12 protein-coding genes are annotated in these 13,124 nt (G+C 65.9%); 5 read left to right on the forward strand and 7 right to left on the reverse strand.

Going from position 1 to position 13,124, the window contains the following annotated elements; genetic code table 11:
• Window positions 1-73: 73 nt before the first annotated feature.
• From prfB to YUU_RS0123295, 3 genes are all read left to right on the forward strand, one after another.
• Window positions 74-1,205, forward strand: a protein-coding gene (gene prfB, locus YUU_RS0123285; protein WP_156944459.1) for a peptide chain release factor 2 whose coding sequence is annotated in 2 segments (ribosomal slippage) — window positions 74-142 and window positions 144-1,205 — 1,131 coding nt in all. Because the reading frame shifts where the segments join, the coding sequence is not laid out codon by codon here.
• The gene (locus tag YUU_RS0123290) at window positions 1,205-2,077 is read left to right on the forward strand and encodes an NAD(P)-dependent oxidoreductase (RefSeq protein WP_027524576.1); all 873 of its coding nucleotides are present in this window, start codon (window positions 1,205-1,207) and stop codon (window positions 2,075-2,077) included. Before prfB ends, YUU_RS0123290 begins: the two co-directional genes overlap by 1 nt.
• Window positions 2,078-2,161: 84 nt before the next feature.
• The gene (locus tag YUU_RS0123295; protein ID WP_027524577.1) at window positions 2,162-3,088 is read left to right on the forward strand and encodes a DMT family transporter; all 927 of its coding nucleotides are present in this window, start codon (window positions 2,162-2,164) and stop codon (window positions 3,086-3,088) included.
• Here the strand turns inward: YUU_RS0123295 and YUU_RS51445 are convergent.
• The 5 genes from YUU_RS51445 to YUU_RS60325 are packed head-to-tail and all read right to left on the reverse strand — an operon-like array spanning window position 3,068 to window position 8,547.
• A complete protein-coding gene (locus YUU_RS51445; protein ID WP_051389850.1) occupies window positions 3,068-4,312 on the reverse strand; it encodes an O-antigen ligase in 1,245 nt (414 codons plus the stop codon). The two genes, YUU_RS0123295 and YUU_RS51445, sit on opposite strands and share 21 nt — an antisense overlap.
• A gap of 10 nt (window positions 4,313-4,322) precedes the next feature.
• Window positions 4,323-5,708, reverse strand: coding sequence for a glycosyltransferase family 1 protein (locus tag YUU_RS0123305; protein ID WP_027524578.1), 1,386 nt, complete (start codon window positions 5,706-5,708; stop codon window positions 4,323-4,325).
• Complete coding sequence (locus YUU_RS0123310; protein WP_027524579.1) at window positions 5,705-6,445, reverse strand: ABC transporter ATP-binding protein; 741 nt, start codon at window positions 6,443-6,445, stop codon at window positions 5,705-5,707. The genes YUU_RS0123305 and YUU_RS0123310 overlap by 4 nt, the downstream gene beginning before the upstream one ends.
• A gap of 4 nt (window positions 6,446-6,449) precedes the next feature.
• Window positions 6,450-8,369 (reverse strand): glycosyltransferase, encoded by a 1,920-nt coding sequence (locus YUU_RS0123315; RefSeq protein WP_027524580.1) that lies wholly within the window; start codon window positions 8,367-8,369, stop codon window positions 6,450-6,452.
• A 19-nt stretch (window positions 8,370-8,388) separates the two neighbouring features.
• Window positions 8,389-8,547 carry a hypothetical protein gene (locus YUU_RS60325; protein ID WP_198031807.1) on the reverse strand — a complete coding sequence of 53 codons (159 nt, stop codon included), beginning with the start codon at window positions 8,545-8,547 and terminating at the stop codon, window positions 8,389-8,391.
• Window positions 8,548-8,676: 129 nt separating this feature from the next.
• On the opposite strand from YUU_RS60325, the gene YUU_RS0123325 reads away from it, so the two are divergent.
• On the forward strand, window positions 8,677-9,558 hold the full coding sequence (locus YUU_RS0123325; RefSeq protein ID WP_027524581.1) for a DUF6502 family protein: 882 nt from the start codon (window positions 8,677-8,679) through the stop codon (window positions 9,556-9,558).
• Entirely contained in the window at window positions 9,555-10,751 is a 1,197-nt protein-coding gene (locus YUU_RS0123330) for a DUF5666 domain-containing protein (RefSeq protein ID WP_027524582.1), read from the forward strand. The genes YUU_RS0123325 and YUU_RS0123330 overlap by 4 nt, the downstream gene beginning before the upstream one ends.
• 55 nt (window positions 10,752-10,806) lie before the next feature.
• On the opposite strand, the gene YUU_RS0123335 is transcribed toward YUU_RS0123330, so the two are convergent.
• On the reverse strand, window positions 10,807-12,162 hold the full coding sequence (locus tag YUU_RS0123335) for a M23 family metallopeptidase (RefSeq protein ID WP_027524583.1): 1,356 nt from the start codon (window positions 12,160-12,162) through the stop codon (window positions 10,807-10,809).
• A 111-nt stretch (window positions 12,163-12,273) separates the two neighbouring features.
• Window positions 12,274-12,966: a peroxiredoxin gene (locus tag YUU_RS0123340; protein ID WP_084801514.1), complete on the reverse strand. Its 693-nt coding sequence runs from the start codon at window positions 12,964-12,966 to the stop codon at window positions 12,274-12,276.
• Between the last annotated feature and the right edge of the window lie 158 nt (window positions 12,967-13,124).

Below are 13,124 nucleotides of genomic sequence, written 5' to 3' on the forward strand. Positions count from 1 at the left end.
GCTTTGCAGCCGCCGCCGTTACATCCCCATTTCATTCATACGCGGGAACAATTCCGCGAGACCAGAGAACGACATGCGCGCCGAAATCGAACGGTTGGTAGAAGAGATCAAGCAGTCAGTCGGGCTGCTGAGGAGGCATCTTTGACGTCGAGAAATCGACGGCGCGCCTCGCTGAGCTGAATAAGCTCGCAGAAGATCCCAATCTCTGGAACGATCCGCAGAAGGCCCAGAAGCTGATGCAGGAGCGCACCTCGCTGGAGGATGCGTTATCGGGCATCGGCAAGGTCGAGCAGCAGCTCGAAGACGACGTCGGCATGATCGAGCTCGGCGAGGCCGAGGGCGATGAGGGCGTGGTCGCCGAAGCTGAGGCTGCGCTCAAGAACCTGAAAAAGGAAGTCGCACGGCGCGAGCTGGAGGCACTGCTCTCGGGCGAGGCCGATCGTTTCGATTCCTATCTTGAAGTCCACGCCGGCGCCGGCGGCACCGAGAGCCAGGACTGGGCGCAGATGCTGCTGCGCATGTACACGCGCTGGGCCGAAACCCACGGCTTCAAGGTCGAGTACCTCGAAGAGTCCGAGGGCGAAGAGGCCGGCATCAAATCCGCGACCATCCAGGTTTCCGGCCATAACGCCTATGGCTGGCTGAAGACGGAAGCCGGAGTGCACCGTCTGGTGCGCATCTCGCCGTTCGATTCCAATGCACGGCGGCACACCTCGTTCTCGAGCGTGCAGGTGTTCCCGGTCATCGACGACAGCATCAAGATCGACATCAAGGAATCCGACGTCCGCACGGACACCATGCGTTCGGGCGGTGCCGGCGGCCAGCATGTCAACAAGACCGAATCCGCGGTGCGGCTGACGCATATCCCGACAGGTGTCGCGGTGGTCTGTCAGGCCGGCCGCTCCCAGCACAAGAACCGCGCGCAGGCCTGGGACATGCTGCGCGCGCGGCTCTACGAGATCGAGCTGAAGAAGCGCGAGGAAAAGGCCGCCGCCGACCAGGCCGCCAAGACCGATATCGGCTGGGGCCACCAGATCCGCTCCTACGTGCTGCAGCCCTACCAGATGGTGAAGGATCTGCGCACGGGCGTGCAGACCTCGGACACCTCGGGCGTGCTCGGCGGCGATCTCGACGAGTTCATGGCCGCAACGCTCGCCCAGCGCGCCTTCGGCACCACGAGCGGCGAGATCGAGGACGTCGACTGATGCCGCGCGTCGCCTTTATCGGGCTTGGACGGATGGGTCACGGAATGGCCGGCCGCTATCTCGATGCCGGTTTCACCGTGTCGCTCTGGAATCGCAGCAAGGCCAAGGCGGAAGACCTGATCGCGCGCGGTGCGCGCTGGGCGACCTCGCCCGAGGACGCCGCGATCGATGCGGACGCCGTGGTGACCATGGTCGCCGATGATGAAGCTTCGCGCAGTGTATGGCTTGGTCTCAACGGCGCCGCGAAGACGGCAAAGGCCGGCACCATCGCGATCGAGTGCTCGACGGTCTCATATGATCACGCACGCGAAATGGCGCGCGAATTGAACGGGCGGGGGCTCATCTATATCGATTGCCCCGTGACCGGCCTGCCGGATGCGGCGGCGGCGGGAAAGCTGACGCTGCTGGTCGGTGCCGACGCCGCCGATCTCGAACGCGCCCGGCCGTTCCTCGAGCCGATCGGCTCGACCATCCGCCATTATGGCGCGGTGGGTTCGGGTACGGTCTACAAGCTCATCAACAACCTCATGGGTGCGATCCAGATCGCAGGGCTCGCTGAAGGTCTTGCGATCGCCGAGCAGGCCGGGCTCGACATGAAGCTCGTGCTGGAGTCGATCCAGGCCGGCGTCGCTGCAAGCCCGCAGGTGCTGAGGCACTCCAAGCGCATGGTCGCGCGTGATTTCAGCGGGGCGACGTTCACGTCAGCGCTGCGCCACAAGGATGCGGACTACGCCGTGAAGCTCGCCGAAAGCCTGCTCGCCGACAAGCCGCTCGTCGGCCACGCTGCGGTTGAGGCTTACGCCAGGGCGAAGGCGGTGATGCCCGACGATGACGAGGGCAAGATGATCGAGCTCGTGTCGCGGCCGAAATAGGCCCGCTCATCCCAATCGGAAATCGGGTGGCAATACCCGCGGCTCCACAGTAAGCGATCCGTTTGATCGCCGAAGTGAGACGCCATGCCCCCCAATGACAACCGGATCGACGCACGAGACTGGTCGCTGCTCTCTGTGCTCTCAGTCCTCTGGGGCGGCTCGTTCTTCTTCAATGGCGCTGCGCTGCGAGAATTGCCGCCTTTGACGCTGGTGTTGCTGCGAGTCGCGCTCGGCGCGGCCATTCTGCTGCCGCTGCTGCGCACCCAGAAGATCGCCTTTCCCAAGGGCGTTGCAGGCTGGCGGACGTTCTTCGCGATCGGACTGCTCAACAACATCGTCCCGTTCTCCCTGATTGTGATCGGCCAGACCTTCATTCCGAGCGGCCTCGCATCGATCCTGAACGCCACCACACCGCTGTTCACGGTAATCGTGATGGCGATGGCGGGCGAAGAGACGTTGCAGATGCGGCGCGTGGCCGGCGTTGCCTTGGGGCTCGTCGGCGTGGTCATCCTGAGGGGATGGGGCGTCGAGGCGAGGACGGGGCAGGGCCTCGGCATTTTCCTCTGCCTCGGCGGCGCCTTCAGCTATGGCCTCGCGGCACTGGCGGCACGCCGATTGCTGAAGGATTCGCCGCCGCTCGGGACGGCAACCTTTCAACTGCTGGCTTCGACAGTCATGATGGCAATTGTCGCCGGCGCCATCGAACAGCCATGGCGACTTCCAATGCCTGATGTAACGACCTGGCTTGCCGTGCTTGGCCTCGCTGGGCTGTCGACGGCGTTCGCCTATATCGTTTTCTTCCAGATCCTTCGACGTTCGGGCGCAACCAATGTCATGCTGGTGACGCTGCTCATTCCAGTGACTGCCATTCTTCTTGGCTGGCTCGTTTTGGGCGAGGCGGTCTCGCTGCGCGAGATCGCGGGGGCGATGGTCATCGGCAGCGCATTGCTCGTGATCGACGGACGCGTGCTGGCGGTATGGCGCAGCGCTTCAGCGACGTTCGGTCTTTAGCGCCATGCCGCCGGCGACGCCAACGCCGAGCACGTAGATCCAGCCGGCATGAAAATCGAACAGATGCGAGTTCAGCAGCGAGCTCGTCATGTTCTGCACGACGACGACGAGTCCGATCCAGGCCGCGAGGCCGTCTCCCGTAAACAGCGAGAGATGGACAAGCCACATCGCATAGAGCAGGACGACGCCGAGCAATCCCCATTGCATGGCGACGTTGAGGGTCTGGTTGTGGGGATTGTTGACCACTTCGGCCTCGAGGCCGGCCTGTCCCGCCGCGGCGCGCTCGAACTGCCGCTTGATCGCGCCGGTACCGTGACCGAGCAGAGGCGCCTCGGCAAAGGAGGCGGTCGCCTTGCGCCAATAGGTCAGCCGCTGCGCGGTGGAGGCGTGGCTGATGTCCTCGTGTCCATGCTTGTATTCGACGGCAATGTCCGTGATCCGCTGACGCAGATACGGCGATGTCGTCCAGGCGAGAAAACTCGCCGCGACGGCGCCGGCCAGCAGCAGCATGGCGGCGCGCCGGCCCAGATGCCGCCAGGCGAACAAGGCGAGCAGTGCGGGCATACAGAGTAGCGCGGTGCGGGCCGAGGCGACGAACAGCATGTTAGTGACGAACAGCAGGATCAACGCGAGGCAGCCCAATGTCGTGGTCAGCCGTCGCTCGCGCCAGAACGTCAGCGTCGGCAGCGCCAGCGCAAAGGCGCACAGGGTGAATTCCTGGCTCTGGTCGATGTAATTCTTGACCGGCACGCCGGCGGACGCGGTCGCTGTGAGCTTCCACTCGGCGTGGAACAGCACGATCCAGGAAAAGATCGCGAGCAAGACGCACGAGGCGAGAAAGGCAGCGAAGATCCACGTGCCGCGCTCCGAGCGTCGGACGTGATACAGCAGCGGCGGAATGATGATGAGCTTTGCCACCGGCTTGATGGCGTGCAGCCGGTCGGCCCAGGCGGCGTCGGACCAGAGCAGGCCTGCGAGCGCAAGACCCAGAAATGCGAAGGGCAAGGCGAAGGCCGGCTGCTTCAGGCAGCCTGCATAGTCCCGCCAGTCGATGGTCGGCGCCAGGACGAGCAGCCATAGCGCCACGAAAATCGAGGGCAGCGAGGTCGACCATGGCAGCGACGCCGCGATCATCGCGGCGAGCAGGTCGGCACCGTGCTGCAGCCTTGCCGTGCTGCGCGAGGGCGCAAGCACGCCGCGCGTGTCGGCGGCTTCAACGGTCATGATGAAGCGCCTATTGCGCGGCCATCATGCTTTCGGCCGGCCGATACTGGCCGAGGAAGTCGGCGGCCTGGGTCTGGTAGCCGAAGCGTTTGGCAAGCTCGCCGCGGTGGTCCCTGATGTCGCGGCGGCATTCTTCCTGCCGCGCGATGACGCGCGTGACGGAGGCGCGGATCGACTCGGCCGAGAAAGGATCGAAATAGTCGGCGAGCTCGCCCGCGACCTCGCGAAACACCGCGATGTCGGAGCAGAGAACGGGCGTGTTCGCCGCGAGCGCCTCGATGATCGGCACGCCGAACCCTTCGGCGAAGCTCGGCATGATCAGGCCGTGCGCCTCGGAGATCAGCGTCGCTTTCTCATGCTCGTCGACATAGCCGGCAAAGCGGATATTGGGCGGCAGGTTGCGCATCTGCGAGGCAAGGCCGGCATAGCCGATCACGACGAGGTCGGCTTGCGGCATGCCGCGGAAGGCACGGATCACGGTGGCGACGTTCTTGCGCGGCTCGTTGGAGACGATGACGACGAAGCTCGGCCGCCCCGGACGCCCCGTCGGGGCTGGCAGTTGCAGGACGTCCGGAGCGTCGAACTGCGTGCGGGGGTAAACGACCCTCGCAGGCAGATGGGCAAATTGCGGCAGCAACTCTCTGAACCGCATCATGCTGTAGTTGGAGACGAAGGCGAGCTCGTCGGCCTGGCGCAAGCTCGTCAGCAGGCGCGACAGGAACAGGCGCGTTGCGACGTCGCTGAGCTTGAGATCGGTGAGCGGCAAGAGGTCGTGGACCACGCAGATCACCTTGGCGCCGGGCTTGCGCTTGATCGCCACGCGGGTCGGCGTATCCACCAGGATGACGTCGTAATCTCGGGCATCGATCCGTGGCGGCGGCAGCAGGAAGAGGGCCGAGGAGTCCTGGTAGCTGTAGAAGCCGGCCTCGAGCTGGAAGTCGCGGAACAGCTCGAGATGACGCAGATCTGGCGGAATGTATTCGAGCGCGGCGCTCTTGTTCTCGATCAATCGCGTGCTCATCCCGCGCAGGCCGATCGCACGCAGGAAGCAGAGCGCGTATTCCCACGACGTCGCCATGTCGATCCGGTGCCGGATCCAGCCGAGCAGGCGACGCAGGCCGCCATGGCTGCGCATCATCGGCTCGCTCATGTTGACCTCGTCGAGGTAGCGGTACAGCGCCAGGAGCTCGATGTTGCGCGATTGCCGCGGAAACAGCCCGGTACGCCGCTCGCGTGCGCGCAACTTGCGATAGCGGCGCGTGGTCTCGACGAGCAGGGTCAGCGCGTGGCCGTCGGCTTCGAGCGAGCGGATCAATTCGCGGCTGAAGTGGAAAATGCCGCGCTTGTGGTTGGGCTCGCCGAGCGCCTCGGAGACGACCAGAATGCTCTTCTTCATGCGCGTATCTCGCGGAGCTCGAATGGATGGGCCGCGGGCGGCTCGACGGCGACCGTCGAGGCGACGCGCCCGTGGTCGAGGTTGATGATGGTGGAGCAGGTTCGGCGCAGCAGCGGCTGGTCATGGGACGCGATGATGACGATCGCGGCCTGCGAAACCAGTTTGAGCAGACGGGCCTGCGCCTTGGCCGAGAAATTCTCGTCGACGACACTGAGCCACTCGTCGAGCAGCAGGATGTCGGCCGGGAATGCGGTCGCGGTCGCAAACAGGACGCGCATCAGCATGCCCGAGGAGAACATCCTGAGCGGCAGCCGCTGCATCCGCTCCTCGAGCTCAGTGAAGGCCCAGATCTCGTCGATGATGGCGCGGGTCGGCTTGCGGCCGGAGATCCGCAGCAACAGCGCGATATTGTCCTCGGCCACGAAGTCCAGGTTGACGCCGGCATTGAGGCCGAGCAGGGGCACGATGTTGCCCTTGATCGCGACGTTGCCGCTGCTCGGCGGATAGACCCCGGCAATGAGCCGGAGCAGTGTCGACTTGCCCGAGCCGTTCGGTCCGGCAAGACCGATCCGCGCGCCGGCCTCTGCCTCGATCGTGATGTTGTCGACGGCGCGAATGATCCGCATCCCGCCTTGCTCGCGGATGAGATGGCCGAGCAGGCGGCGCTTGAGCGAGTAATCGTAGGCACCGTAGAGGGGATAATCGAGACTGACGTTACGCAGGTTGATCGAGGCCATGACGCTAGATCCAGAAGGCCGCTTTGCGCAGGTGCACGAGCGTCAGCCAGCTTGCGAGCATGAGCACGGCAAGGCACGCCAGCACATAGAAGATGCTGATCGTGTCGACGTGACCGCCCGCCAGAGGCTCGCGCCACACCGCGAACAGGTGCGTCAGCGGATTGATCCGCATGATGGTCGAGCGATGATTGATCATCTCCGACGACCAGATCACGGGTGAGGAGAGGAAGCCCAGCATCAGCGAGGATTCGATGATCGGCTTGAGGTCGCGATACCGCGTCGCCATGGCGCCGAGCACCAGGCTCAGCGCGAAGGTGCAGGCGATGAAGAGCAGCAGCCCCGGCAGGGCGGCGAGCGCGTGGGAGAGATCGCGCGGGGTCAGCACCAGCCAGAGGATCAGCGGCACACAGGCGTTGTGGAGCGCGAACAGGGCCTGGCGGAAGGTGCATTGCAGAAGGAAGATCACCGGCGGCAGCGCGCGGTCGCGGATCAGGCTAGCCGAGCCCTGGAGCGCCGTGGTGGCATCGAGCACGACGCTGTTGAGGAAGGTCCAGGCCGTCATCGACAGCGCGAGCATGGGCAGCCGCGCGAGCACGCCGGCGTTGGACATCTGGCCGATCACCGAGCCCAGCACGGCGACCACGATCGCCATCTGGAGCGACATCCAGAACGGGCCGAGCAGCGAACGCACATAGCGATGGCGCATGTCGGACCAGGCCAGCGCGCCTGCGATCCGGATCATTTCGAGCCAGCCCGGCGTGGCGGACGAGCTTGTGCTCGCGGCCGAGGCCTGTGCCAATGCCTGGGCGTATACCGTCTCCATACCGTTCTTGAAGGCCGTGGCGGAATAGCGCGTGGCCGCACGCGTTCGCGCGGCAAGGCCCATGCGGCGGCGGCGTTCGGGATCGCGGATCAGGGAATCGATGGCGTTGCCGAGCGCTGCGGCATCGCCGGGCGGCACGGTGATCGCCTCGATGCCGTCACGCGCAACATGAGGTACGGCCGTATCCAGCGCGGTGTTGACGACAGGCCGGCCTGCCGCCATCGCCTCGAGCTGGACGAGCCCGAACGTCTCGGCGTTGGTCACCGACGGCATCGCGAACACGTCGGCGATGCACATCAGCTTGACGCGCTCGCAATCGGGTACGGAGCCGAGCAGGCGGACGCGGTCGCCCACACCGAGCTCGGCGATCAGTTGCTCGAGCGGCGCGCGCTCGGTGCCTTCGCCGATGATCCAGACCTCGAAATTCCACCCCTGGGCGGCGCGGATCAGCACCTCAAATCCCTTGTAGGGAACCAGCCGGCCGCAGGCGAGCACGAGCCGTCCGCGATCGTTGACGTGCTCGGGCTCGATCCTCGGCCAGTCATACTTCGTGGTGTCGATGCCGAATGGCACGACGTGGCACTTGTCGGCGAATTCCCGCAGCAGCGGCGTTGTGTCGACCAGCACGCGGTCGGAGACGATGATGGCGGCGGCCTGACGCAGCGTCCGGCGCATCAAGGGTTCGATGAACCAGCGCAGGCCGGCATGGGTGACGATGTCGGCGTGCCAATGCACGACCAGCGGCCGCTTGCGAGCAAGGCCGAACGCGAAGACGAGGTCGGCAAGCGGGAAGGGGGCGTGCAGCGCCAGCAGGTCGTGCTGCGCGATCTTGCGCCACAGGCGCCACGGATAAGTCGGCGCAGCCGGCAGCGAGAGCACGTCGCCGAATGACTGCACGCGCTCCACGGCCACGTCGTCGACGACGATATCGCGGCGTTCTTCGGCGGATTTCGAGCAGACCAGCACGGCGGAGGCGAAGGCGTCCTTCAGGCTCGCGCAGATGTCGCGGATCACAGTGAGCGTGCCGCCGAACAGGTCGGGGTAGTAGACCTTGAAGATATGAAGAACCGACGGGCGGGTGGGTTCGCTGACAGGGGTCATGCTGTTCGTCGCGCTCCGCTCAGCCGGCCAGGAGGGCGGCGACGAAGGGCACCGCGAGCGTCGAGATGAAGATCGCGCCGCGCAGCAGCGCAGGCAGCATCGGTTCGACGGCGTCAGGGCGGCGTCGGCCGAGATGTGCGGAAATCATGCTGGAATTGCAGACCAGGCGGTCAGGCATTGGGTCAACTTTCCCTTTCGAGTCGTGCCCTCAGTTGCGTCTCCTATATGTGGGAAAATTTACCACGTCAACGGCGCAAACGAAAAATGTGGGATTGTGTCCCACGCGAGGCGCCGTTACAATTCAGACATGAATGCCAAGCCCGGGTCCAAAGCGGCGGATAAGCCGGCTGCGCCACAGCCGAACGCCGCGGCAAAGCTGCACGCGCCCCTCGCGCGGCTGTTGCGCCCGTTGGTGCGCCTGTGCATCCGCAGCGGCATGACGTTTCCGGCGCTGGCACAATTGCTCCGCGAGCTGTTCGTCAACGTCGCTGAGCACGATTTCGCGCTCGAGGGCAAGGAGCAGACCGACAGCCGCGTCAGCCTGCTCACGGGCATCCATCGCAAGGAAGTGGCGCGGCTGCGCGGCGCCGGTGCGCCCGTGCACGAGGCGCCGGCGGCGGTGTCGCTGACCAGCGCGGTGATCGCGCGCTGGCTTGCCGCGCCCGAATTCACCGATGCGAAGGGCGAGCCGCTGTCGCTGCCGCGCACGGCCGAAGGCGCGGCTCCCTCGTTCGAGCAACTTGTCGCCTCCGTCACCAAGGACGTCCGTCCCCGCGCGGTGCTCGACGAATGGCTCGATCGCGGGCTCGTCACCATCAACGGCGATGACGCGATCGAGCTGGTCGAGGCTGCCTTCGTTCCGCGCGGCGAGGACGACAGCAAATGGCACTATCTCGGCCGTAACCTGCACGACCATATCGCGGCGGCGGCCGAAAACGTCTCTGGGCCTGCGCCGCGCTTTCTCGAACGCGCAGTGCATTACAACGGCCTGTCGCCAAAACTTGCCAAACGGCTCGAGGCGCGCTCGCGCGAGCTTGCGATGGAGGCGCTCAAGACCGCCAACCGCGAGGCGAACCGCGCGCTCGCCAAGGACAAGGGCGGCGATGCCCGCTGGAATTTCGGCATCTACATTTATTGCGAGGACGTCGAGGAGGAGAGCGACGGCAGCGGCGAGGGCGGTCGCTCATGACCACGCCGCCGCGCATTTCCCGCCGCCTGCTGCTGACGGGATTCTGGCTCGCCGGAACGGCTGCCGCCTGGGCGCAAACCAGGCGCGGCACGGACCAGGGCATCGGCGGCACCGGAATTACGCGCGGCGATGATCAGGGCATCGGCGGCACCGGCATCGTCGGCGTGATCCAGCGCTTCGGCAGCATCTACGTCAACGGCGAGCGCGTCGCTTACGCGGCCGACGTGCCGGTGCGGATCGACGGCGAGCAGGCTACGACCAAGAGCCTGCGCATCGGACAGCTCGCGCGCGTGGTCGCCGTCCGGCAGGCCGACGGCACGCTGGCGACGCGCAGCATCAACATCGCCAGCGAGGTTGCAGGCCCGATCGAAGCGGTGAAGGGCAACGAGATCACCGTGCTCGGCCAGAAGGTGGTGGCGAGCGGCCAGGAGAGCTGGCGCCGCGTCGGCACGCATGTCGCCGTGTTCGGGCTGCGCCGCACCGACGGCACGATCGTCGCAAGCCTCGTCGAGCAGCGTCGCAAAGCCACCGCGCGGGTTTCCGGTCTGCTCGAGCGCGGTCCGGACGGGCTGCATATCGGCGGCCTGCGGCTGAAGGGTGCCGATGTCGCGCTGGTCGGCCAGCGCGTTCAAGTCGAGGGCAGCGCGAGCCAGGGCATGCTCCAGGTCGCGCACGCGAGGGTCGACAATTTCCAGGATCTTGCCGGCGCGACGAGATTGTCGGTCGAAGCCTATGTGCAGCGCGAGGGCGCCAACCTCCAGCTTGGCTCCGGCCTCATCGCCCATGACGGCTCGCGCTTTGCGCCGAGCGCAGGCGAGGCGCGGGTGGTGCTGAACGGCATATTCGATCCCGCGCGTGGCTTGCAGGTCGAATCGGTGCAGGCCGTCACGCAGTTCCCGGGATCGTCGCTGCAGGGGCCGGGCAGCCCGCCTGGCTTTGGCGGCCATTCGCCGGGTGGCTCGATCCTGCATCCGGGAAGCGGCACGCCTGGTTCGCCGAGCGGCCAGCCCGGCGCACCACCTGGTGGTGGGCCCGCGCCTGGTTCGAGCCCCGGTTCAGCTCCCGGCTCCGGGCCATCCGGCCCGGGCGGTCCGTCCGGTCCCGGCGGCCTTGGCTCACCCGGCGGTCCCATGGGGCCCGGCGGTGGCGGCTTCGGTGGTCCCGGCGGCGGGATGGGTGGCGGCAGGCGTTAAATAAAAAGCGACGAGCCGCATGCTCGTCGCCGTTGAACACTCTGCTTGTCGCGGATTAGCCCGCGCTGAGGCGCACGCCGGCGCGCAGGAATTTCTGCGGGTCGACCGCTTCGCCGTCGATGCGGGTTTCGTAGTGCAGATGCGGGCCAGTGGAGCGGCCGGTCGATCCGACCAGTCCGACAACCTGGCCGATCTTCACGATCTCGCCGACCTTGACGTTGATCTCCGAGAGGTGGCCGTAGCGGGTCGAGAGCCCGTTGCCGTGGTCGACCTCGACCATGCGGCCGTAGCCACCTGACCATCCGGCCGACACCACCTTGCCGTTGGCGGTGACGCGGACGGGATCGCCGGTCGCGGCGCGGAAGTCGAGGCCGGTGTGCATCGCCGGCCGGCCGAGGAACGGATCGCTGCGCACGCCGAAGCCTGAGGTGAACTCGACCTCGCCGATGACCGGCTTGCGATAGGGCACCAGCGCCAGCGTGCGGTTGAGCCGATCCACCTCGGCGCGCGTGACGTTGATACGATTAAGCTGCTTCTCGAACGGACCGGCATTCGCGGTGAGTTTGACGGGTACAAAAGGCCCGCCCATCGCGGTCCGCGGCACGGCGGCTTCGAGATCGGCGAGGTTCAGGCCAAGATCACTGACCACGCCGCGCATCCGACGCGCGCGCGATTCCATGCTGTCCTCGACGGCGCTGAGCGCGGCGATCTGGCGTCTCTCGACCTGGTCAAGCGAAGTCTGCAAACGCACCAGGACGTTGTCAAAACCCTGAACCTTGGCGAACTGGTTCAGCTGCGGGCTGGTGATCACTGGTGTGCGGGATTCAAGCCGCGCCTCGCGATCCGGCGGCGCCACGAAAATCACGGTGTCGCTGATCGGCGAGGGTTTCGGTGTGCCCTGAGGAGGGGTGGCGTCGCCGCGCTGCGGTGTCGCGCGCGGGATCGATCCGGTCACGTCGGGCATGGCGCCGAGCGCCGTTGCGCGCGACTCGAGCGCGGTCTGGCGCTTCATGATCTGGTCGAGCTTCTGGTCGAACTGCTCCTGGTCGAGCAGCTGCCGGCTCGTGGTGCGATCGACCTTGGCCCTGAGCTCGGCGATGCGATCCTCATAGGCATATTGCATCTCGGCCTGGCGGGCGATCAGCCGCGTCAGCACGTCGTCGCGGAAGGCGAAATAGGTGGCGGTCGCCGCCGACCACAGCCCGAGCAGCACGACGGTCCCGACCACGATCCAGAACACCACGGGCCCGAGGCGGACCTGCTTGCCGTGATGCACGATGGTGTAGGCGTCGTCGGCGGCGGGCAGGGGTATAGCGGTGGCGGAGCTGACAGGACGGCGGTTGAAGGGCCGCCCGTGGTCGTGAGGGTGATGCTGGGAGTAGTGCGAGTATTGGGCAGAACTTTTCGACATCGGCACTCCCGCGCCGGTCGGAGAGGTTCCGTACGGCTCAATTGCCGCAGCAATCTGGGCCGCTCATGGTTAATTTTCCGGAAACGGGAACGCTCGAATTCGCGCAACTGGTTAAAGAGATGTTGCCGCCGCCAGCACGTCCTCGGCGTGGCCGTCGACCCGGACGTTACGCCAGATTCGCGCCACCTTGCCGTCGGCGCCGACCAGCACCGTGGTGCGAAGAATCCCGAGGAAGGTCCTGCCATACATCGATTTTTCGCCCCAGGCGCCGTAGGCCTCGAGCATCTCGTGCTGCTCATCCGAGATCAGGGGAACAGCCAGCTTGTGCTTGTCGCGGAACTTCTCCTGGGCCTTCTGGGGATCGGCCGAGATGCCGAGCACGCTCGTGCCGGTCGCGGCGAAGGCATCCTTCAGCCGGGTGAAGTCGATTGCCTCGCGGGTGCAGCCCGGCGTGTCGGCGCGGGGATAGAAGAACAGGACCAGCTTCTTGCCGGAATAGTCAGCCAGCCTCGCCACGCCGCCGCCGTCGCGCGGCAGGCTGAAGGCGGGTGCCTTCTGGCCTTCGGACAGGGCACCCTTGGTCCCCTTGGCGGGGGCGGCGGTCGATTCGGAAGATTTTAACCGTTTCGACGTGGCCTTGTGCGATGCTGCCACGGTTGAGGTCTTTGTTGATTTGCGTGTTGCGGCCCGCTGCGTCCTAGCGGGCTTTGTTGTCGCCATAGTCCGCGTTTGCGTCCGCTTTTTCCTAGGGGTTGGGCTGCCGGAGGCCGTCTTGGACGATTTCTTTCGCGTTTTCTTGGACATACGCCTTCCTTTCGACGCTTTCGGCGGGTCAACCAAAGCGGTATTGCAGCTCTCGTCCGGCGTGCCGGATTCGTGCCCTCGGCTGGGCAACTCTGACGGCGCCGGAGTATGGTTACAAGGAATTCCAAGCACCACCCCACTGCTCGTTGAACGCGCGC

The organism is Bradyrhizobium sp. Ec3.3, from assembly GCF_000472925.1.
Classification (GTDB): Bacteria; Pseudomonadota; Alphaproteobacteria; order Rhizobiales; family Xanthobacteraceae; genus Bradyrhizobium.